The following is a 21501-nucleotide window of genomic DNA, read 5'->3' as shown; positions in this document are numbered from 1 at the left end:
TTCAAAGAAGGGCTTTCCAAATGTTTTAGTCTACGATAATCTCATCGGCAAAGACCCACGAGGGCAAACCGGCTGCATGGTGCCAATATGGCGTAGGCGTGTTCAATGCTTTAACTTTAATGTATCGAACCGGTTGAGGTTCCAGTTCCAAATCAAAGTATTGAATATCGTTTACTTTACTTTTTTTGTTCAGTGGATGCGGGTTTTTGAGGGTGCCCAACGGGGTAAAATTGGTGTTGTCCACAGATCCCAGATAGGTGACTTCGGAAGGGAAAAAAACCACATGATTTGTGACTTGTAAAAAGGCTATGGAAATGGAACTGATAGGTTGCACTTTTTCCAAATCTATAACCACTTCCATATCATTACCTTCATAGCCGAGCCAATTGGCATAGAAGCTACTTCCGCCCAATGCACCATCGGTAAGTACCATCGGATCCTCATTTGCATATTTTTTGGGCTGGGTCAAGCTTACCACTTTTTTCCCTTTTGCCTTGTTGGGTTTCTTGGCCGTTTCCAATGCTGAAAGATAATTAGCTCCATACTCGTTTACCGTAAAGCCCATTTCGTTCATGAGGGTGATGTTGTTGGCTTTTGCAGTATTACTGAAATTGTCCAACAACAATGTAACTTTCGGATTAATGGACTCTGTTCCTCCCGAATCGGTTACGGTAAGGCTGTAATTTTTGGTTAGATTTTTGCGACTGGCCTCAAGGGTGGCATAGTCAATACTCATTCGGGCCATTTTTACCCTTGCCAATACATCTGGTTTGGAAGCTACGGCTTGTTCGGCATCATCGAATAGTGTGGTGTAGGACGCTAGTAGATCAGGGTTTAGAAATGAATCAAATGCTTCGGAGGGATCTCCGTACAGAAAGAGAAAGAAATCTGGATTTTCAGCCAGTGCTTCATGGATGGCAGTCACATACTTTCGCACAAAAGGTCCTGCCTCCTTATAATATCCATCGGTGAACTCTATGAGGAGATCATTAAAGTCCAAGTCTGGATTCCAAAGTAACTTGGCGGTGATGTACGAACGCAATTCGAACAGCTCGCTTGGATTATTGCTGTGTTGTTCAAAAATCCATTTGGCATTGTTGTCCCTGAACAGTTCTATGTTGGGTTTAAGTGTATATAGGTTGGGGAAGGGGGCCAAAAAATTAGTGAATTGGGTGGTATAGTCCCATATTCTAATATTGTCCGATAGCTTTCCCCATCCTTCCAAATCCTGGGCAAAATCCTCACAGTTTTGGGCAATTGGAGCACTTCGGTCACATTCAATGGAGCAAAGGGTGATCAACACATTTTCCTCGGGTCGGATTTTCGGCGGTTTTCTGGTATGCTGATAGGCCAGAGTGGATATGGTCTTATCTGGAAATACCTTGGCAACCTCATTTACAAAATGAATCATGGTGCCCGCAGGACTTCCCTCCTCTGTATCCACTCGATGGCAGTTTTCGCATTGGCAGTACTGTTGGTTATCATCCTGACTTACCGAAATCACCGAAGCTTCGGGATACCTCCTAAAATAGGATGCAACGGAGTCCGTAACGATTTTCAATACATCTTTATTGGTCAAACACAATTGGGTGGGTAACCTTTTGTTGCCCCGCATGGCGTAATATTCAGGATGTGACTGGTAGAACGTTTCTTCTGGCATAAACCTATGGAAGGTGTGTACCCTTGCTGTTGGCACATATGTTGGAAAGGCCTCATAGGTTACCTTCTGCTGATCGGCAAACTCGTGGTTTTCATAGAATAGGCGGGAATGTACGGTCCTCGTGGTGATTTCGGGAGTATAGCTATAATCCATTGGTTGAAGCGAAATATTCCGTTCTTTTGGGATATTGGCCGCTCCCGGGGCATACCATTTACAGTCCAAATACTTTTCCAAAAACTCGTAAACGGCATTCTGTACCGCAGTATCGGAACCTCCATTTATAAATAGATCGCCGTTTTCAGAATGGATTTTCACTTGGTGAAGCGCAAGGCTTTCTTGGTTGGTACTCCCTACATAAATTTTATGCTTTCCAGCCGTTTGCGAGCTTTCAGCCACAATATCCAGTTGGACATCACTAATTTGTTTAAGATATTTTTGAAGTACTTGGGTGGACTTTTTTTCAATCTCAGAAGCACTGTCTAGGTGGACAATTTCATAATCAGTTTCTCCATTCTTCACCAAGGTTAGGCTTTCTGTGCCACATGACAGCAGTGTGAGGCCCGTGATGCAAAGAACAATCAGGGTTTTTAGTTTCATTTTGGTTGGTTTATGTAGTTACTTGGTCTTTATGGAAGCTTCATACATGGACTTTAGAAGACTGTTTGGGTCTTTGGTGTCATTCCCCAATTGCCAAAACATGATACCGCCAAGTTTTTCGTTCCGTGCATATTCCGTTTTCATTCGGACCGATACGGTATCGTCATAACTGATAAATATACTGTCCTTGGCGTTGTACAAATAGGGCGCCTTGGCAATGGAGTCCCAAAAACGATTATAATCTTGGTCAGGTTCAAATTCGTTTCTGATTTGTTGATATGTGCTCCAGCCAATATGCGCCCCTGAGTTCCGTTGGTATAGTCCGTTGTTTTTGGGATGGACACCCTTCCAAGCCCTTCCATAGAATGCTGCCCCAATTACGATTTGTTTTGGTTCTACACCCTGGTCTATGCAGTAGCTTACAATTTTTTCTGCAGATCTGGGTTCGTATTTGTAACCACGTTTTTCCATTTCTTCCCTTCTGCTCTCGATATAATCCCATGCGGGTGTTCCTTGCACATGTTTTTCCTCAATGAGACCCAGCGCAGTATGGTGCCCTGTGAAAGGTGAGGTGGAGCCGATTTGGTCGTAGGTCATTACGTTCATGTAGTCCACATGTTTCATAACCTCAAGTAGTTCAACATTTTTGTAATAGGGTTTCCAGCCTGCTGAGGCAAACGTTAGTATCTGTGGACGATCCAAGGTGTTAAGGGCTTCTCGAAGTTCTTTCATAAGCAAGGTGAAATTTTGCTTGTCCTCTGGGCGGGCTCCGGTTCCGGCAGCTGGAATTGCAGGATATTCCCAATCTATATCCAATCCGTCCAAGTCGTATTTTGTATTGAAAGCCACCACACTTTCCACGAATTTTTTTCGATTTTCAGGCGTGTGGGACATATCTGAAAAGCCATCTGCACCCCATCCGCCACAAGCTATCATAACTTTTAAGTTTGGATGGTTTGCGCGTTGGTCCACCAATTGCTTTAATTTTCCACCATTCTCCTCATGTGCAAATTTCATTTCTCCATCAATCACATTGGTGAAGGAAAAAATGATGTGGGTCAGTTGATGTAATGGCAATTGTTCCGGTTTATAGTCTTCTTCGGGGACGTAGTAGGCCATAACCGCTATGGTTTCTTTTTTCTCAGGTTCTTTTGGGGAACAAGAACCTAGAACGCAGAACGATAAAACGCAGAGGAGTGAGGGATAAAATAATTTGGATTGCATGGTTTGGATTTTTTTATCCTAAAATGTAATCAAATAGAACTCCAGAAATAAAACTATTAGACCGAGAACATAGATGAAAGCACAAACGGCTGGTTTGGAACAAAAAAAACCGCGGTAGTTTACTACCGCGGTTCTAATTTCTATTGGATTGTATCCTTTGGGATTACATCATACCGGGCATTCCGCCGCCGCCGCCCATTGGAGGCATAGCTGGAGCATCTTCTTTGATGTCGGTCAATGAACATTCGGTAGTCAGGATCATTCCTGATACGGAAGCAGCATTTTCCAAAGCAATACGCGTCACTTTTTTAGGATCGATGATACCTGCTTTCATCATTTCAACATAGTTATCCGATTTGGCATCGTATCCAAAATCACCCTTGCCGTCCATTACTTTTGCAACCACAACGGAACCTTCTCCACCTGCATTTTCCACAATGGTTCGCAATGGAGACTCGATGGCACGGGCTACAATTTGCAATCCAGTTTCTTCATCAGCGTTAACAGAAGTTACTTTTGAAAGAACAGATTTGGCCCTTACCAAAGCAACACCTCCACCAGCTACAATACCTTCTTCAACGGCAGCTCTTGTGGCGTGAAGTGCATCATCAACACGGTCTTTCTTTTCCTTCATTTCAACTTCAGAGGCTGCCCCAACATAAAGTACGGCAACTCCACCGGCCAATTTGGCCAAACGCTCCTGAAGTTTTTCCTTGTCATAATCAGAAGTGGTGGTTTCAATCTGGGCTTTGATTTGGTTTACCCTTGTTTTGATGTTTTTGGTATTACCGGCACCATTGACTATAGTGGTGTTGTCTTTGTCAATTGTAATACGTTCGCAAGAGCCCAGCATATCCAATGTGGCATTTTCCAAAGAGAATCCTCTTTCTTCAGAAATAACGGTTCCATTGGTTAAGATGGCGATGTCTTCCAACATAGCCTTTCTTCTATCTCCAAAACCTGGAGCCTTAACCGCAGCAATTTTTAGGGAACCTCTTAGCTTGTTAACCACCAAGGTGGCCAAAGCCTCTCCATCAACATCTTCCGCAATGATCAATAGGGGCTTACCAGATTGGGCAACAGGTTCCAAAACAGGAAGCAGGTCCTTCATGGAAGAAATCTTCTTGTCGAACAATAGGATGTATGGGTTTTCCAAATCGGCAATCATCTTTTCAGAATCCGTCACGAAGTAGGGAGATAGGTAGCCTCTGTCAAACTGCATTCCTTCCACAACATCAACATAAGTGTCGGTTCCTTTCGCCTCCTCAACGGTAATAACACCTTCTTTGCCCACTTTTTCAAAAGCTTGTGCGATAAGGTCGCCAATAGTTCCATCGTTGTTGGCTGAAATAGCTGCTACCTGCTTGATTTTTTCTGAAGAGTCCCCAACTTTTTTGGATTGTTTCGCAAGGTTTTCTACAATAGCCTCCACTGCCTTGTCGATTCCTCTTTTAAGGTCCATTGGGTTAGCACCGGCGGCAACGTTTTTAAGTCCTTCCTTAACAATGGCTTGCGCCAAAACAGTTGCTGTGGTGGTTCCATCACCTGCTAAATCGTTGGTCTTGGAAGCTACTTCCTTTACCATTTGGGCACCCATGTTCTCCAGGGCATCTTCCAATTCAATCTCCTTGGCTACGGTAACACCATCCTTGGTAACCTGTGGCGCACCAAAGGATTTATTGATAATCACGTTTCTACCTTTTGGTCCCAAGGTAACTTTTACTGCATTGGCCAAGGCATCCACACCTTTTTTAAGGCCATCGCGTGCTTCTATATCGAACTTAATATCTTTTGCCATTTCTCTAGTTGATTTCTTTAATTATACAATTGCTAAAATGTCACTCTCACGCATCATTAGGTAATCCGCACCGTCCAATTTTAATTCGGTACCTGCATACTTTCCGTAAAGAACCGTATCTCCGACTTTAACTGTCATGGATTCATCCTTGGTTCCAGGGCCTACAGCTACTACTTTTCCTTTTTGGGGTTTTTCTTTTGCAGTATCGGGAATGATAATGCCTGAGGCGGTTTTGGTCTCAGCCTCAACAGGTTCTATTAGAACTCTGTCCGCTAATGGTTGGATGTTAACTTTAGCCATATTATTAATCTTTAGGTATTTGTTTTAAAAATTCTGGAAACTTTGGACAGAAATTATGCCATTTTGGGAAAACTGACATTATATGAAAACAAAAATGCCAGCTTGTCATTTAAGCTGGCATTTTGTATTTGTGCTGTCATCAAAATTTAGTTGATGGTGTCCGCTGGATTAGTGTTGTCAGTAGCTGGAACCTGTTCTGGAACTTGTTCGGGTACTGTTTCAGGAACAGTTGTTTCAACATCATCGCCCTGTAATAGTTTAGAATCTGCTTGACTGTAACTTCCTTTTAAAGATACATTGGAAAGTAGAATCAAAACAATCAACAAGGTAGCTAGTGTCCAAGTACTTTTATCCAAAAAGTCCCCGGTCTTTTTTACACCTCCAACAACTTGGTTTCCACCTCCACCAAAAGATGAGGAAAGTCCTCCTCCTTTAGGATTCTGTACCATGATAACCAAGACCAATAAAAGGCATACAACGATGATTAATATCAAAAAAATTGTAAACGTACTCATTATGCTATCTTAATCTTTTTCTTTCTGCAGCTTCTTGACCGCTCGAATTTGATCTGCAAAGAAACCACTTTTTTCCGGATATTTCAAACTCAATATTTTGAAGGCTTGGATAGCTTTTTTGTACTTTTTTTGCTCCAAATAAACCTTGGCCAAAGTTTCTGTCATGAGCTCACTTTTGTCCATTTTTACGGACTCTTTGATGTTAACTTTGGTATTGGATTCCTCATTGGGAACAATTTTGGGCTTGTTCTCGATGAATTTATCCAAAAGTTCAAACTTTTTCTTTTTTTCAAGTTCAACTTCGGCTGTACTTCCTAAGTCATCCGAACTGCTTTTGGATGTGAGCTGTAGCCACTCTGCAAATGAATGTCGTTCTTTTTTGGTAAACGGGATTGGTTTCCCTAGATCTAGGTCAGATTTAGGGTCAGATGGTGCTTCATCCTGTTTTGGTATTGCGTCCGTATTTTTGGATTTGAAAAGGGAAGGATTCAGAATTTGCTCCGCATCCTCAATATTTTGCGGTAAAGCTTCTTTGGATTCGCCCAACAAGGTTTCGGTTTCTGGACTGGGTTCTATTTCTTCCGAAACGGCTTTCTTTTCCTCAAGTTTGGGTGCCCTCCCCGCCAAAGTATCGGCAATGTTGTTTTGGACAAATTCTTGGGTGGTGATAAGATCGAATAGGACATCACGATCGGCCGTATGTGCTGCGGTAACCTTTAGGGCATTGTTGTATTTGTAGCTATCGAGATTTTTTAAACCTTTAAGGTGGAGTGCCCTAGCTGCCTGAAAGTAGGGGTATTCATCGATGATATCTTCCAATTCCCGAGTTTGTTTTGGGGAAAGGATAGTGTCCGATTTTTGAAGAATTTCTATAAAATCCGATACATTCATAGGTTACCAATTTCCCAACGAGGCATTAAAAATATCTTGGGTCAACCGTTCAAAAATTTCTTCATGGGCCTGTGCCTGAATGGAGGTAAGGGCAGCGGCCGCGTCAAAATCAAAAAAGAAAGAGAATCGCCTTTCAAAATCCGCATCTTCCTTGGTTTTGTTATAAAATCGAACGTTGACGCTCATAGTGAGCCGGTTTTGGGCGGTCAACTGGTCGGCGGTAGCGGTCATCGGTGTTACCCTGTATTCCACTATTTCACCTTCATATAGTAAATCCCCATTGCTTCCCGTAAGGGAGAGGCTGGTCAAGTTATTTATCATGTCCTGTAATGCCAAGGTGAAATCCCGGTCAAGACCGGGTTCTATGGTTGAACCTGGACTTTGGTCCGCATAGTTTTGAAAGAAGCTTACTTGAAAACTCTGAGCCGTTCCAATATCTGCCCCTGAGAAATTATACGCTCCGCATCCCTGAAGAACAAAGGCTAAGCTCAATAATAAGATTTTAATACTGTGATGTTTCATTAATTGTGTTGTAAACCAAAAATTCAGGAATGGGAAATTTAAAGATCGTATTGTTTTATTTTTCGATATAGAGTACGTTCCGAAATACCCAATTCTGAAGCAGCGGCCTTTCGTTTGCCACGATTTCGTTCCAACGATTTTTTGATCAATTCAATTTCCTTTTCCTGTAAAGATAGCGTTTCTTCCTCTTCAATTTCTTCTGCAAAATGGTAACGGTCTTCCTGTGGCTGATTCACTGGAGTGGCGGTCTCAACTGTGGGTTCCGGTAGGTGAAGCACTTCGGCCACATTGGCCTCATGGTGTGGAACCTCTTCCTCCTTGTTGCCGTAGATTTTTCGTATCAAGGTTTCGTTTTCTTCCTGAACTTTTTCGGTATCGTTGTTCTTTAGTAATTCTAAGGTAAGTTTTTTCAAATCGTTGAGGTCTCCCTTCATATCAAATAGGACCTTGTATAGAATTTCTCGTTCATTACTGAAATCGCCCTCTTTTTTGCTCTGTTCCACCACCGCCGGCAAATTGGTATTGCTCGAATTGGGTAAATAGCCATTTAAGGTCATCGCGGAAATGGTTCGGTTCTCCTCCAATACGGAAACCTGCTCGGCGATGTTGCGCAACTGCCGAATGTTTCCTGGCCATCGATACTTTAAAAGTAATTGTATTGCGGCTTCCTCCAATCTAATTGTGGGCATTTTGTATTTCTGACCAAAATCGGAAGCAAATTTTCTGAACAAAAGATGAATGTCATCTTGGCGTTCGCGGAGCGGTGGGATATTGATTTCCACGGTACTCAATCTATAATAAAGGTCTTCCCTGAATTTTTCCTTTTTAATGGCCTCGAACATGTTGATGTTAGTGGCGGCCACGATTCGCACATCGGTTTTTTGGACTTGGGAGGATCCCACTTTTAAAAACTCTCCATTTTCCAAGACCCTTAACAAGCGTACTTGGGTGGTCAGCGGCAATTCACCTACTTCATCCAAAAAAATAGTACCACCATCTGCAACCTCAAAATATCCACTTCTGGTTTGCGTTGCCCCGGTAAAGGCTCCCTTTTCGTGACCAAAAAGTTCACTGTCTATGGTCCCTTCAGGGATAGCGCCGCAGTTTACCGCAATATATTTTGCATGCTTGCGATGCGACAAGGAGTGTATAATTTTGGGAATCGCTTCCTTTCCCACGCCACTTTCCCCGGTCACCAAAACAGAAATATCCGTAGGTGCCACTTGAATGGCCTTTTCCAAGGCCCGGTTGAGCTTGACATCGTTACCGATAAGTTCAAAGCGTTGTTTTATGGATTGTATTGATTCCATTAATTGTATTCACTTAAACCAACGGCCTCACCGATTAGGGTGGCCGAGGTGCATTCATTGATTTTTACATTCACAAAGTCCCCGACCTTGTAATTTTCCTTTGGGAAGACTACGACAGTGTTTTGGGAATTCCTGCCCATCCAATGTGCATCAGATTTTTTTGAAAAACCTTCAATCAGTACTTCTTCTACTTGCCCCATATGCTGTTGGGTTCGGTAAAGACTGTGTTTTTGTTGAAGGTCAATAATGTCGCGAAGCCTCCGTTTTTTTGTCTCTTCTGGAATGTCATCATCCAATTTTCGTTCGGCAAGGGTGCCCGGTCGCTCAGAGTAAGCGAACATAAATCCAAAATCGTATTTCACATACTCCATTAGGCTTAGGGTATCCTGGTGATCCTCTTCCGTTTCCGTAGGAAAACCAGTAATCATATCCTGGCTTATAGCGCAGTCAGGAATTATTTTTTTGATGTTATCGATAAGCTCAAAATATTCCTCCCGGGTGTGCAAGCGGTTCATGGCCTTCAGAATCCTGTTGCTTCCACTCTGCACAGGTAGGTGGATGTAGTTGCAAATATTTCTATGCTTGGCCATGGTCTCAATTACATCCAAGGTCATGTCTTGCGGATTGGAGGTGGAGAAACGAATCCTCATTTTGGGTTGTGCCATGGCTGTCATTTCCAAAAGCTTGGCAAAATTCACAGAGGTGGCTTTTTGCATCTCGGTCGCTTTTTCGAAATCTTTTTTGAGTCCACCGCCATACCAGAGGTAGCTATCCACGTTTTGTCCCAATAATGTGATTTCCTTAAACCCTCTTTCCCAAAGGTCGTTTACCTCTTCCAAGATGGATTGTGGGTCTCGGCTACGCTCCCTTCCCCTTGTGAAAGGAACTACACAGAAGGTGCACATATTGTCGCATCCCCGAGTGATGGATACAAAAGCAGTGACCCCATTTGAGTTCAATCGCACAGGGGCGACATCTCCATAGGTTTCGTCTTTGGAGAGAATTACATTCACTGCATTTCTGCCCTCATCTATTTCTTGAATAAGGTTGGGTAGATCTTTGTAGGCATCCGGTCCCACAACCATATCCACAATTTTTTCCTCTTCAAGAAACTTGCTCTTCAGCCGTTCTGCCATACAGCCAAGAACGCCAACTTTCATTCCGGGATTGGTTTTTTTTACGGCGTTGAATTTCTCCAGTCGTTTACGAACCGTTAGCTCTGCTTTTTCCCGAATTGAGCAGGTATTTACCAAGACCAAATCGGCCTCAGCCATATCTTGGGTGGTATTAAAGCCCTCCTTCGCCAGAATGGAGGCTACAATTTCACTATCGGAAAAATTCATTTGACAGCCATAGCTCTCTATGTAAAGCTTCTTGCTGTTATCCTTATTTTCTTCCAAGGTCAAGGTGGTGCCCTGAACCTCTTCGTCAATTATTTTTTCTGTTCCTTCGTTCGAATGCATCATACGTCATTAAGGTCAGCAAAGATAATGCTTATTCCCATTTAGTGACAATTTGGCAGCTCAAAATTAAAGAATGGTGGAAGTGATTATAAGAATTGATCCGTAGCCTTATAAGCATCAATTACGGCCTGTTCGCCGGCTGCACCTTCTATGGAGTTTCCATGCTCCATGCCCAAAATACCGTGATACCCTTTTCCATGGATAAACTTAAAGACATTTTTATAGTTGATTTCCCCGGTAGTGGGTTCCTTTCTTCCGGGATTGTCCCCAATTTGGAAATAGGCGATTTCATCCCAACAGGCCTCAATGTTCGGTATTAGGTTTCCTTCTTGGATTTGCTGGTGATAGATATCAAATAGAATCTTGCAGGAAGGAGAGTCCACTGCTTTGCATATTTCATAAGCTTGTGGGCTTTCAGAAAGAAAGAGTCCAGGATGATTTCTGAAGTTCAGGGGTTCCAAAACCATAACCATTTCATGGGGTTCCAAAATATCCGAAGCCCTTTTTAGGGATTCTACCACATGGGCAGTCTGGTAGCCCATATCTTGTCTTAAGTCCACATGTCCCGGCACTACCGTCATCCATTTGGCGTTTACCCTTTTGGCAACTTCAACGGAGGCCTTGATCTGCGAAAGGAATTCTTCGCGAAGATTTTCATTGCCACTGGCCAAATTCGGCTCTTTCCAATAAATCTTATGCGCTACAAAAACCCCCATTTGCAAACCTCTTTTGGCCATAACGTCTTTCATTCGTTCTTGAAGTTCTATGGGCCTGTTTTTCATTTCATTATCCTCAAAGGCGGTAAAACCTTGATCGGCCATAAAATGCAATTGGGCTATGGGGTCTTCCCCTGCCATGTTTTTGAACATACCCAAATGCGGGGCATATTTTAGATTGAACTTATGAGCATTGGTCCAGGGTTCGCTGGCAAACAATTTTGGTGAAATTCCCAAAGCGGTTCCGGCCATGGTTGTTGTGTTCAGAAAGGTTCTTCTTTTCATTTTTATCCTATTCGATGTATTCAAAAAAGCCAGTTTGGTTTGTCCAAATCTCTTTTGATGATCTTGGTTTTTGCATAAAATTATGGTTTATCATCTTTCAATGGAAAAATATTTTAAGAAGAAAGCACGCAACTTTGTTTAATAAATTCAATCTAAATAGTGCTATTTAATTCAAAAAACTTAAACAGAATGAAAAAGAAAATCCTACTTATCGTTTCAATTGTGGCTCTGACTGTGGTGTCATGTGATGATAACGATGAACCGGACGGCTATGCCGACTACCAAGTAGCAAAAGCCTTGGTTATTAGCAAGGAAGAGTTTGCCAACAGCGTGGATATTATCGCACCAAGACCTATTGACGAATCTGGAAAAGTGTACAGCTATCAAGATTACATTTTCATCAACGACAAATACCAGGGTATCCATGTTATAGACAACAGCAATCCACTACAACCTGTGAAGATTGCCTTTATCAAAATTCCCGGTAATGTGGATATTTCGGTCAAGGACTATTTCCTATATGCCGATAGCCTGATGGATTTGGTGGTATTGGATATCTCTGACATTAATGCCATAAGCCAGGTGAACCGTTTGGAAAACGTATTGTACAACAACATCTTTTGGCCTTTCGAAGCCGATATTATTGAATATGAAGGCTACGATTACGAAACTGAAATTCTTATAGGGTGGGAAACGGTTACGGAAAGAAGATTGATCGAGGAGGCCGAATCCCTGCGAAATGGCGGAGGTATATTTTTTGATGATTTTGCCTTGGCAGAAACTGCAAATGATGGAGGTACGGGTGAAGGAGGTTCGCTGGCCAGATTCAAAATTGTGGAGGATTATTTGTATGCTGTGGACAGTCATAATATTAATGTGTTTGATATTTCCGATCTGGAAAATCCTGAAGACTTGGAGGATGTGTATGCCGGATTTGATATAGAAACCATATTCAACCGCGGTAACCATCTGTTCTTGGGAAGTATGCGCGGGATGTACATTTACGATATTTCGTCCCCGGCAACCCCGACCTTTGTTTCCGAGTTTGAACATGGAACAGCTTGCGACCCAGTAGTGGTGGATGGAGATTATGCCTATGTGACCCTAAGGGGAGGGAATAACTGTGGTGCTCTGGAAAGTGGACTCTTTATTGTGGACATTTCCAATATTGAGAAGCCTGAGCTCGCAATTGATTACCCTATGGATGAACCTTACGGTCTGGGCATTAAGGATGAAAAGCTTTTTGTGTGTGATGGTAGCTCAGGACTTAAGGTTTACGACAAGACAGATATTGAGAATCTGGTAGCGTTAAACCATTTTAAAGATATTGTTACGTTTGACGTAATCCCTTTGGAGAGTCACCTGATTATGGTAGGCGACGGGGTGCTTTATCAATATGAGTATTTGGAAGATGAAATCAAGCTTATGAGCCAGATAGGCTTGGATTAAGTTGGAACAATAAGTATGAGAAATATCCCGTTTTTAGCGGGATATTTTTTTGCAATGAATTTGACAAAAAATCCAAAATCGAAAAATTGATATACTTTTGTTACCTCTAAACCCCGTTGCATGCCAAAGAATTTAGTTATTGTCGAGTCCCCTGCGAAAGCTAAGACCATTGAGCGTTTTCTAGGAAAGGACTTTCAAGTTGAATCCAGTTTTGGTCACATTGCGGACCTACCTTCCAAAGAACTTGGTGTAGATGTAGAAAATGGATTTAAGCCTAAATATACCGTTGATAAAGAGAAAAAGGCCCTTGTAAAAAAATTGAAGGAGCTGGCCCAAAAAGCGGAAACCATATGGTTGGCCAGTGATGAAGACCGTGAAGGGGAGGCCATTTCATGGCATTTGGCCGAGGCCTTAAAATTGGACAAGAGCAGGACCAAAAGAATCGTGTTCAACTCTATTACCAAATCGGCCATCCAAAAAGCCATTGAAAACCCGAGGGAGATCAATTACGATTTGGTGAATGCCCAACAGGCTAGACGGGTGCTGGACAGATTGGTGGGATACCAGCTTTCGCCAGTACTGTGGAAAAAAATTAAACCAGGACTTTCCGCGGGCAGGGTGCAATCTGTTGCGGTGCGCTTGATCGTGGAACGGGAACGGGAAATTGAAGTCTTCAATCCTGAGGCATCCTATAGGATTAGGGCGGAGTTTAAGACCGCCAACGGAAATGTGTTTGCTGCTCGATTGGGGAAGACCTTTCCAACAAAAGAAGCAGCGGAATCCTTCCTAAAGCAAAATATTGGGGCCGATTTTTCAGTGGCCAGTTTGGATAAAAAGCCGGCCAAAAAATCGCCGGCACCACCCTTTACCACGTCTACCCTTCAGCAAGAAGCCTCCAGAAAATTATACTTTTCGGTAAGTCGTACCATGCAGGTAGCACAGCGTTTGTACGAGGCAGGTCTAATTACTTATATGAGGACGGACAGTGTCAACTTATCCAATGAGGCATTGAATGCGGCAAAAGATGCCATCGTGGAAAACTTTGGGGAGTCTTACAGTGAAACCCGGAACTACACAGGAAAATCCAAAGGGGCTCAAGAAGCACATGAGGCAATTCGACCAACCGATATGAAGTTGCAATCCCCATCCTTGGAGCGGGATCAAGCCAAGCTTTATGAATTGATATGGAAACGGACCCTAGCCTCACAGATGAGTGACGCCCAATTGGAGCGCACGAACGTAAAAATTAAGGCCAATTCCCATAGTGAAGAATTTACCGCCAATGGAGAAGTGGTGAAGTTTGATGGATTCCTTAAGGTGTATTTGGAAGGTACGGATGAGGAAGATCGCGCCGAGGAACAAGAGGGTATGCTTCCGGCCATGAGCATTGGGGAAGCACTCCTCAATAATTTTATTACAGCTACGGAAAGGTTTACTAGACCACCCTATAGATATACCGAAGCCTCTTTGGTAAAGAAATTGGAAGAGCTGGGAATTGGAAGACCATCTACCTACGCCCCAACAATTTCGACTATTCAGAACAGGGGTTATGTGGAAAAAGGTTCCGTAGAGGGTACAGAACGAAAATATGCCCAACTGATATTGGAAGCCGGACAACTGGCGGAAAAATCATTGAGCGAAATGGTGGGTTCCGACAAAGGAAAATTGGTCCCCACCGATATTGGAATGATCGTGAACGATTTTTTGGTCAGTCATTTCACTACCATTTTGGATTACAATTTCACGGCCAAGGTCGAGGAGAACTTTGATGAGATCGCTGCAGGAGAGGAAGATTGGCAAAAGATGATGGAAGAATTCTACAAGGATTTCCATCCTAATGTCCAAGACGTTGAGGAAAATGCTGAGCGTGCAAGTGGTGAACGTGTTTTAGGCACGGATCCTAAATCGGGTAGGCAGGTAGCTGCCAGATTGGGTCGTTTTGGGCCTATGGTGCAGATCGGAACCGTGGATGAGGAAGAAAAACCTCTGTTTGCAAGCCTATTGCCGGAGCAATCTATTTCTACTATTACCTTTGAGGAGGCCATGGACCTCTTTGAGCTTCCCAGAAAACTGGGCACCTATGAAGGGGAAGAGGTGGAGGCCAATGTGGGACGCTTTGGTCCCTATGTCCGATTTGGGAAAAAGTTTATTTCCTTGGATAAGGGAGAAAGTGCTTTTGATGTGGATATGGACCGCGCCATTGAATTGATCAAGGCCAAGCAAAAGGCAGATGCCCCAATTGCTACTTACGAGGATAAAGAAGTCACCAAAGGCGTTGGGCGTTTTGGACCATTTATCAAGTGGGACGGGATGTTCATCAACGTTAATAAGAAATACGATTTTGACAACCTATCGCAAACGGATATAGTTGAATTGATCGAGGCCAAGAAAATCAAAGAGGCTGAAAAATTGGTTCAAGAGTGGCCCGAAGAGAAAATTCGTATAGAAAAGGCAAGATGGGGAAGACATAATATTATTAAGGGCAGGATTAAGGTGGAGCTGTCCAAAGATGTTGACGCAAGCAAGGTTACTTTGGAAGAGGCCCAAGCCCTATTGGAAAAAAAGACGCCTAAAAAGAAAACAAAAGCCAAGACAAAAGCGAAAAAGTAAAATGGCATTCGATTTTTTGGTTCCCGTCAGTGATAAGGTGCTGGCTTACTCAGAACTACTACCGCCCCAGGCCCTGGGGAAAAACATCCACAAGCATACCGAAAAAAAAGGAATGCCCGTATTTGCCAATGCCACTGCAGCTATTTTTGCGGTGAATGAATCCAGAAATGCTTTTGAGAAAAAACCGGAACGATTAAATGTTGATGAGATTCGCATTCAGTTGTACCGTCTTATGATGGGCAATTGGAATTCCACCATTCTTGATATCGGAAACGTTGAGGAAGGAGAGACCGTGGAGGACACTTACTTTGTGGTTAAGGAAGTAGTGGCCGGACTGTTGGAGGAAAACATTATACCTATTATTATAGGTGCTACCCAAGATATCACCTTTCCTACCTATAGAGCTTTCGATAATATCCGGAACATGGTCAATCTGGTATCCATAGATAGTAGGTTCGATTTTGGGGAGGACGAGGAACTTATTTCATCGCATTCTTATATGAGTCGAATAATTACCGATAAACCCAATAACCTTTTCAACTTTTCAAACATTGGGTATCAAAGTTATTTTAACGCGCAAGAGGAAATTGACCTGATGGAGCGACTCTTTTTTGATGCCTATCGTTTAGGGGACATTGCTGCAAACATTTCGTTGGCAGAACCCATATTGCGAAGCTCCCATATTGTAAGTTTGGACCTTAGGGCCATTCGCGCGAGTGAAATGGGACTTTATAAAAACTTTTCGCCCAATGGTTTCACCGGAAGGGAAATCTGCGCTATTGCCCGCTATGCCGGTATGAGTGATAAGGTGTCTCTCTTTGGAATCTATGAAGGTGAAAACTCTGCACAGGCATTTCAAATGATTGCCCAAATTATCTGGTACTTTATTGAGGGTATAAGTTTTAGGATTACGGAATTTCCAAGTTCCAAGAGTGAGGACTTTACCAAGTTTACGGTGCCAACGGACACCGAGGAACTTATCTTCTATAAAAGTCATGTTACCGAGCGTTGGTGGGTAGAGGTGCCATCAATTTTGCCGGAACATACTAAAACAAATTCAGTGGCGTTATTACCTTGCACCGAGGAGGACTATTTGGATGCTTGCAACCAGAACATCCCCGAAAGGTGGTTCAAGGCCTACAGAAAGGGCTTTAACTGAACAAATTAAATTTTGAGCATTAACTGTTTTTACACAATAATTTATTCAAAAATCAGTTTTGAAGAATAATGAATTTGTGTTGCACAGTTTATAATCTTAAATCGAAAATTTAACCTAAAGTATGAGAAAGCTATTCTTTTCATCTATAGCACTTGTTTTTTTGCTCGCCAGTTGCGGTTCAAATTCAAAGTCAAAAGGTGAACTAGTTGGAGCCAAAGGAAAAAAATGGTATCCAGAGAAACCCTACGGAATGGAACTGATTCCCCGCGGCTCCTTCGTAATGGGTAAAGCTGAAGAGGATCAGGCAAAAGTGTTGAACGCTCCTACAAGAACAGTGACCGTACGTTCCTTTTATATGGATGATACGGAAATCACCAATAGTGAGTACCGACAGTTTGTGGAGTGGGTAAAGGATTCCATTACAAGAACCAAGTTGGCCATCTTGGCCGATGAATTGGGTATTGGCCCGGAAGATGAGGGAATTGGGGAGTATGCCTTTAAGGATACAGATACGACCAGAATTTCCGTTTACGAAAAATACATGTTGGACAACTACGCCGGTCTCGGAGAGACGGGGTATGAAGGTAGGGCATTGAACACCGATGCGGATTTGGTATGGGATACCTCTGAGTATCCGGATGAGTACTACGCTGAGGTGATGGATTCATTATATCTTCCAGAAGAGGAAAGCTATAATGGGTTGAGAACTTTGGATGTTACCCAGTTTAAGTATAAGTACAACTGGATGGACATTGAGGCTGCAGCCCGCGCCAAGTCTGGCAGAAGAAAAGACTTTATCAAGCAGGAAGAATTGGAGATCTATCCAGATACAACTGTTTGGATCAAGGATTTTGAGTACTCCTATAATGAGCCTATGCACAATGATTATTTTTGGCACGATGCTTACAGTGACTACCCAGTAGTTGGTGTAAACTGGCAGCAAGCCAAGGCATTTTGCTCTTGGAGGACCAAATTTAAGAATGACGACCAAAAATCACGAGGAAAGCAATTTGTGAACCAGTTTAGGCTGCCAACCGAGGCAGAATGGGAATATGCTGCCCGTGGTGGAATCGAAGGAGGAACCTATCCTTGGGGTGGTCCCTATGTCATAAGTGATACCGGTTGTTTCATGGCCAACTTTAAGCCACAACGTGGGGATTACGCAGCTGATGCGGCCCTTTATACGGTGGAGGCAAAGTCTTACGAGCCAAACGAATACAACCTTTATAATATGGCCGGAAACGTAGCGGAGTGGACCAGTTCCAGCTTTGATCAAGGGGCCTATGAATACCTGTCCACTATGAACCCAAACATTGGTTCCGGACAGAATAAAAGAAAAGTGATTCGTGGAGGATCTTGGAAAGATGTTGCTTATTTCTTGCAGGTAAGTACACGTGATTATGAATACCAAGATTCCGCCAGAAGTTATATCGGATTCAGAACCGTCCAGGATTATATGGGTGAGGAAGATTCCACAAACGGAAGAAACGGATTACCTTCAGGTAGATAAAAAAAATAAGAGAACAGTATATATAAACCAGTAAAGTAACCAAATACTTATTTATATAACTTAATTAAAACTAGAATTATGGCACAGTCAAAATCAACAAAAAAACTGTTTAACATGGCCTACGGGCTTGGAGCATCAGTAGTAATTATTGGTGCACTATTTAAGATCCTCCACTGGGAGTTCGGACCACTGAACGGTGGAATATTACTTGCTATCGGACTTATTACTGAAGCATTAATTTTTGCGATCAGTGCATTTGAACCAGTAGACGACGAATATGATTGGTCTTTGGTTTATCCAGAATTGACAAATGGTCAGACCAAAGGAAACAAGAATGACGCTAAGCAAGCTAAAGAAGCTGAAGGTCTTCTTTCCAGAAAATTGGATGATTTGCTTAAAGAGGCGAACATCGATTCTGAATTGTTCTCTAGCTTGGGTGAAAGCATCAAGAATTTTGAAGGCGCTGCCAAAGGTATTGCTCCTACAACAGATGCTATCCAGCACACGAAGAAGTACTCTGAAGAGTTGTCTCATGCTGCCGCTCAGATGGAGTCTTTGAACAGCTTGTACAAAGTACAATTGGAAAGCGCTAGCCGTCAGGCTTCCATCAATGAGGAAGTAGTACAGAATGCTGGTGCATTAAAAGAGCAAATGGAATCTTTGGCAACAAACCTATCTTCCTTGAACGGAGTATATGGTGGTATGCTTTCTGCCATGGCCAAAAACTAATTAGGGATTTGATTTAATACCAAACCCAAATCAAATTAATTATTAATTCTAATTAGAAAATAACATGGCATCAGGAAAAGAAACCCCACGTCAGAAGATGATCAACCTTATGTACTTGATCTTCATCGCGATGTTGGCATTAAATATGAGTAAGGAGGTTCTCGCTGCATTCGGTTTGATGAATGCTAAGCTGGAGACTTCAAACGAAAAAGCCGAAGCTAACAATTTGGCCTACTTTGAAGGTCTTGGGACCAAAGCATCTGAAGATGCAATAAAGTACGGTCCTTTGTATGAAAAGGCTCAAGAAGTACAAAAATTATCCCAAGAGTATTATGAATACTTGGAGGAGTTGAAAAAAGGCATGTTGGCCGATCAGGAGGACCCCAATAACTATGTTGTTATGGACAAGTCCGATTTCTTGGACAACCTATTTTTTCAAGGCGATAATCTAAAACCCGAAGGTCAAAAGTTTTTGGATCACGTGACCAATTATAGGGAAAAAATATCTGCTGCACTTCCAGAAAACATGTCTGAAATCAAAGGCGCTGTTCAAACCCGTTTTGAAACCGGTGATGCGAACGGTAAGGTTGAAAGACAAAGAGATGGGGTCAAAGTAGATTGGATGAACTACCACTTTGAGGGTTACCCATTGGTAGCTTCTTTAACCAAAGTGACCCAGTTGCAGGCAGATGTTATGTCAACAGAGCAAGAAGTATTGAAAGGACTTTTGGAAGGTAACTTAACTGAAGCTGTTTCCTTGAAGAACTTTGCAACTTCCTTATCAGCTTCCAAAACTGCTTTTTACACTGGCGAAAAGTACGATGGTAAAATCATCATCAGTAAAACGGATAACTCTTCCAAGCCTGTAAGGGCCGAGTTGAAGTTGGACGGTAGAAACCTGGCTGCAGACAAAGATTATGTTTTGGAACAAGGTGGTATAAAATTGTTGATCAGTGCCGGTGCAGCTGGTGATCACACAATCTCAGGTACAATGTTCTTTATGCAGGACGGTGAGGAAATCCCGGTAGAAGTAAACAACACTTTTGCTACCATTACCAAGCCAAATGCTGCTGTAATCTCTGCTGATAAAATGAATGTTGTATACCGTGGTGTTGCTAACCCAATGACCATCTCCATTCCCGGTATCCCGGATAATAAAGTACGTGCTTCCGCTGCTGGTCTTACCAGAAGAAGCGGTAGTAACTATATTATGAATCCTGGTACAGGTAGAACGGTTACCATTACCGCTTCCGGTACGTTGCCAGATGGTAAGGGAATCTCTACCAAGTCTGAGTTTAGGATCAAAGATATCCCAAGACCAGGTGGTACTGTACGTGGAGAGGCTGGTAGCGTTAAGATGCCAAGAAGAAACCTTGAGATTTCTACGGTTGGCGCTATGTTGGAAGACTTTGATTTTGACTTGAACCTTGCAGTTAGCGGATTTAAGTTCAAAGTTCCTGGTCAGCCTACCATCAACGTAAACGGTAACAAATTGGATGGAAGAGCCAAGTCTGCTTTGAAAAGAGCTAAGCGTGGTGATGCCGTTCAGATATTCGATATTAAAGCGTATATCACCAATAACAGGACCTACAAGTTGAAAAAGGTATCCCCTGTTGTTGTTGAGCTTACAAACTAATAAAGTATAGAAGTATAATCATGAATTGGAAAAATGCATTAGTAATTGGAGCGTTGGGCTTATTGCCCCTATCCATAATGGCACAGGCAAACGTATTGAATGCCAAATTGCCCCAGGATATTGGTAAGAAGACCGAAGCTCAAATAGAACAGGATAACGACGCCCCCCTGGATTATGGTTATGTTGATGACAGGGACATTCTTTGGTCCAAGACTGTGTGGGAGGTGATCGACCTGGACGAGCGTGTCAACTTTCCGTTGTACTACCCAACCGATACCATTGGTATTGGAGCGGACAGAAGGTCATTGTACCACGTGATGATGAAAAACATCCAAAATGGTAAACTGACTGAGGTATACACGGACTCTTACTTCACTGAAAAGCGAAAGTTTGAGGATTTGACCGCCACATTGAGCAAGGTAGATACTACCGACCTTGGATACGAACAATTGAATGCTGGAGAGCAGATTTCTGCGGAATTTATTAACCAAAGAGACCTTTCTGCAGCCGATATTGAAGAGTATCGCATAAAAGGGATGTGGTATTTTGATAAGCGTCAAGGTGAGTTAAAGTACCGTCTGCTGGGGATTGCCCCGGTAGCTCCGGACGTTAACTTTATTGACGACGAATCTGTAGACCCGGGAGAGAACAAGGTAGAATTGTTCTGGGTATGGTATCCAGCTGCACGTCAGGTGTTGCACGATGCCAAAGTCTACAACCAACGTAACTCTGCACGTCCCATTTCCTATGACATGCTGTTGAACGCAAGACGTTTCAACGGGGTGATCTATAAGGAGGACAATGTCCATGGTGACCGTGAGATAGATGATTACATTTTTGACAATGCGCTGTTCCAGTTGTTGGAAGCCAAACGAATCAAAGAAGTCATCCGCGACAGGGAACAAGACATGTGGGCGTATTAAATGAGTCCCAACCTTTGAGCCGATAAGCGAAAAAGGTTGCTGTACGAATTAATCCCGATTTTAATCTGGATGCCCAAAACAAATTTCCAATTCTATACAAGCAAAACGCCGCACGAAAGTGCGGCGTTTTTTTGTTTGTGACTCAAATGTCACTCTGAGCGAAGTGTCCAATTCTACCAAGCGCCAATCTCCAACCATCTCGAA

Annotated in this window: 17 protein-coding genes; 7 read left to right on the top strand and 10 right to left on the bottom strand. The window is 42.8% G+C overall.

The window, feature by feature from the left end; all coding sequences use genetic code 11:
* Positions 1-25: 25 nt before the first annotated feature.
* From BUC10_RS06655 to BUC10_RS06610, 10 genes are all read right to left on the bottom strand, one after another.
* Complete coding sequence (locus BUC10_RS06655; protein WP_073177630.1) at positions 26-2257, bottom strand: DUF4838 domain-containing protein; 2232 nt, start codon at positions 2255-2257, stop codon at positions 26-28.
* Between the two features lie 18 nt (positions 2258-2275).
* Positions 2276-3481 carry a glycoside hydrolase family 18 protein gene (locus tag BUC10_RS06650; protein WP_073177627.1) on the bottom strand — a complete coding sequence of 402 codons (1206 nt, stop codon included), beginning with the start codon at positions 3479-3481 and terminating at the stop codon, positions 2276-2278.
* Positions 3482-3644: 163 nt separating this feature from the next.
* Positions 3645-5279, bottom strand: coding sequence for a chaperonin GroEL (gene groL / locus BUC10_RS06645; RefSeq protein ID WP_073177625.1), 1635 nt, complete (start codon positions 5277-5279; stop codon positions 3645-3647).
* A 21-nt stretch (positions 5280-5300) separates the two neighbouring features.
* A complete protein-coding gene (locus tag BUC10_RS06640; RefSeq protein WP_073177623.1) occupies positions 5301-5579 on the bottom strand; it encodes a co-chaperone GroES in 279 nt (92 codons plus the stop codon).
* A gap of 146 nt (positions 5580-5725) precedes the next feature.
* Positions 5726-6094 carry a preprotein translocase subunit SecG gene (secG, locus tag BUC10_RS06635; RefSeq protein ID WP_073177621.1) on the bottom strand — a complete coding sequence of 123 codons (369 nt, stop codon included), beginning with the start codon at positions 6092-6094 and terminating at the stop codon, positions 5726-5728.
* A gap of 9 nt (positions 6095-6103) precedes the next feature.
* Positions 6104-6985 (bottom strand): hypothetical protein, encoded by an 882-nt coding sequence (locus tag BUC10_RS06630; RefSeq protein ID WP_073177619.1) that lies wholly within the window; start codon positions 6983-6985, stop codon positions 6104-6106.
* A gap of 3 nt (positions 6986-6988) precedes the next feature.
* The gene (locus BUC10_RS06625) at positions 6989-7507 is read right to left on the bottom strand and encodes an LptE family protein (RefSeq protein ID WP_073177617.1); all 519 of its coding nucleotides are present in this window, start codon (positions 7505-7507) and stop codon (positions 6989-6991) included.
* Between the two features lie 38 nt (positions 7508-7545).
* Positions 7546-8817 (bottom strand): sigma-54 interaction domain-containing protein, encoded by a 1272-nt coding sequence (locus BUC10_RS06620; protein ID WP_073177614.1) that lies wholly within the window; start codon positions 8815-8817, stop codon positions 7546-7548.
* Complete coding sequence (gene miaB / locus BUC10_RS06615; RefSeq protein WP_073177611.1) at positions 8817-10280, bottom strand: tRNA (N6-isopentenyl adenosine(37)-C2)-methylthiotransferase MiaB; 1464 nt, start codon at positions 10278-10280, stop codon at positions 8817-8819. The genes BUC10_RS06620 and miaB overlap by 1 nt, the downstream gene beginning before the upstream one ends.
* An 86-nt stretch (positions 10281-10366) precedes the next feature.
* Complete coding sequence (locus tag BUC10_RS06610) at positions 10367-11281, bottom strand: hydroxypyruvate isomerase family protein (protein WP_073177609.1); 915 nt, start codon at positions 11279-11281, stop codon at positions 10367-10369.
* A 189-nt stretch (positions 11282-11470) separates the two neighbouring features.
* On the opposite strand from BUC10_RS06610, the gene BUC10_RS06605 reads away from it, so the two are divergent.
* The 7 genes from BUC10_RS06605 to porN all read left to right on the top strand — a co-directional run bounded on the left by BUC10_RS06605 (position 11471) and on the right by porN (position 21297).
* Entirely contained in the window at positions 11471-12730 is a 1260-nt protein-coding gene (locus BUC10_RS06605; RefSeq protein ID WP_073177606.1) for an LVIVD repeat-containing protein, read from the top strand.
* A 120-nt stretch (positions 12731-12850) separates the two neighbouring features.
* Entirely contained in the window at positions 12851-15340 is a 2490-nt protein-coding gene (gene topA, locus BUC10_RS06600) for a type I DNA topoisomerase (protein WP_073177604.1), read from the top strand.
* 1 nt (position 15341) lies between these two features.
* Positions 15342-16499 carry a formimidoylglutamase gene (locus BUC10_RS06595; RefSeq protein WP_073178834.1) on the top strand — a complete coding sequence of 386 codons (1158 nt, stop codon included), beginning with the start codon at positions 15342-15344 and terminating at the stop codon, positions 16497-16499.
* A 121-nt stretch (positions 16500-16620) separates the two neighbouring features.
* Positions 16621-18009, top strand: a complete 1389-nt coding sequence (gene porK, locus BUC10_RS06590; RefSeq protein ID WP_073177601.1) for a T9SS ring complex lipoprotein PorK/GldK — start codon at positions 16621-16623, stop codon at positions 18007-18009.
* A 78-nt stretch (positions 18010-18087) separates the two neighbouring features.
* A complete protein-coding gene (gene porL / locus BUC10_RS06585) occupies positions 18088-18738 on the top strand; it encodes a type IX secretion system motor protein PorL/GldL (RefSeq protein WP_073177598.1) in 651 nt (216 codons plus the stop codon).
* A gap of 64 nt (positions 18739-18802) precedes the next feature.
* The gene (gene porM / locus BUC10_RS06580) at positions 18803-20374 is read left to right on the top strand and encodes a type IX secretion system motor protein PorM/GldM (protein ID WP_073177596.1); all 1572 of its coding nucleotides are present in this window, start codon (positions 18803-18805) and stop codon (positions 20372-20374) included.
* 20 nt (positions 20375-20394) lie between these two features.
* Entirely contained in the window at positions 20395-21297 is a 903-nt protein-coding gene (porN, locus tag BUC10_RS06575; protein WP_073177593.1) for a type IX secretion system ring subunit PorN/GldN, read from the top strand.
* Positions 21298-21501: the final 204 nt, after the last annotated feature.

Origin of the sequence: Flagellimonas flava (assembly GCF_900129665.1) — a bacterium.
GTDB lineage: Bacteria > Bacteroidota > Bacteroidia > Flavobacteriales > Flavobacteriaceae > Flagellimonas > Flagellimonas flava.
Note: the sequence above shows the minus strand (reverse complement) of the source record. Positions and strands in the feature narration are given on the sequence as shown.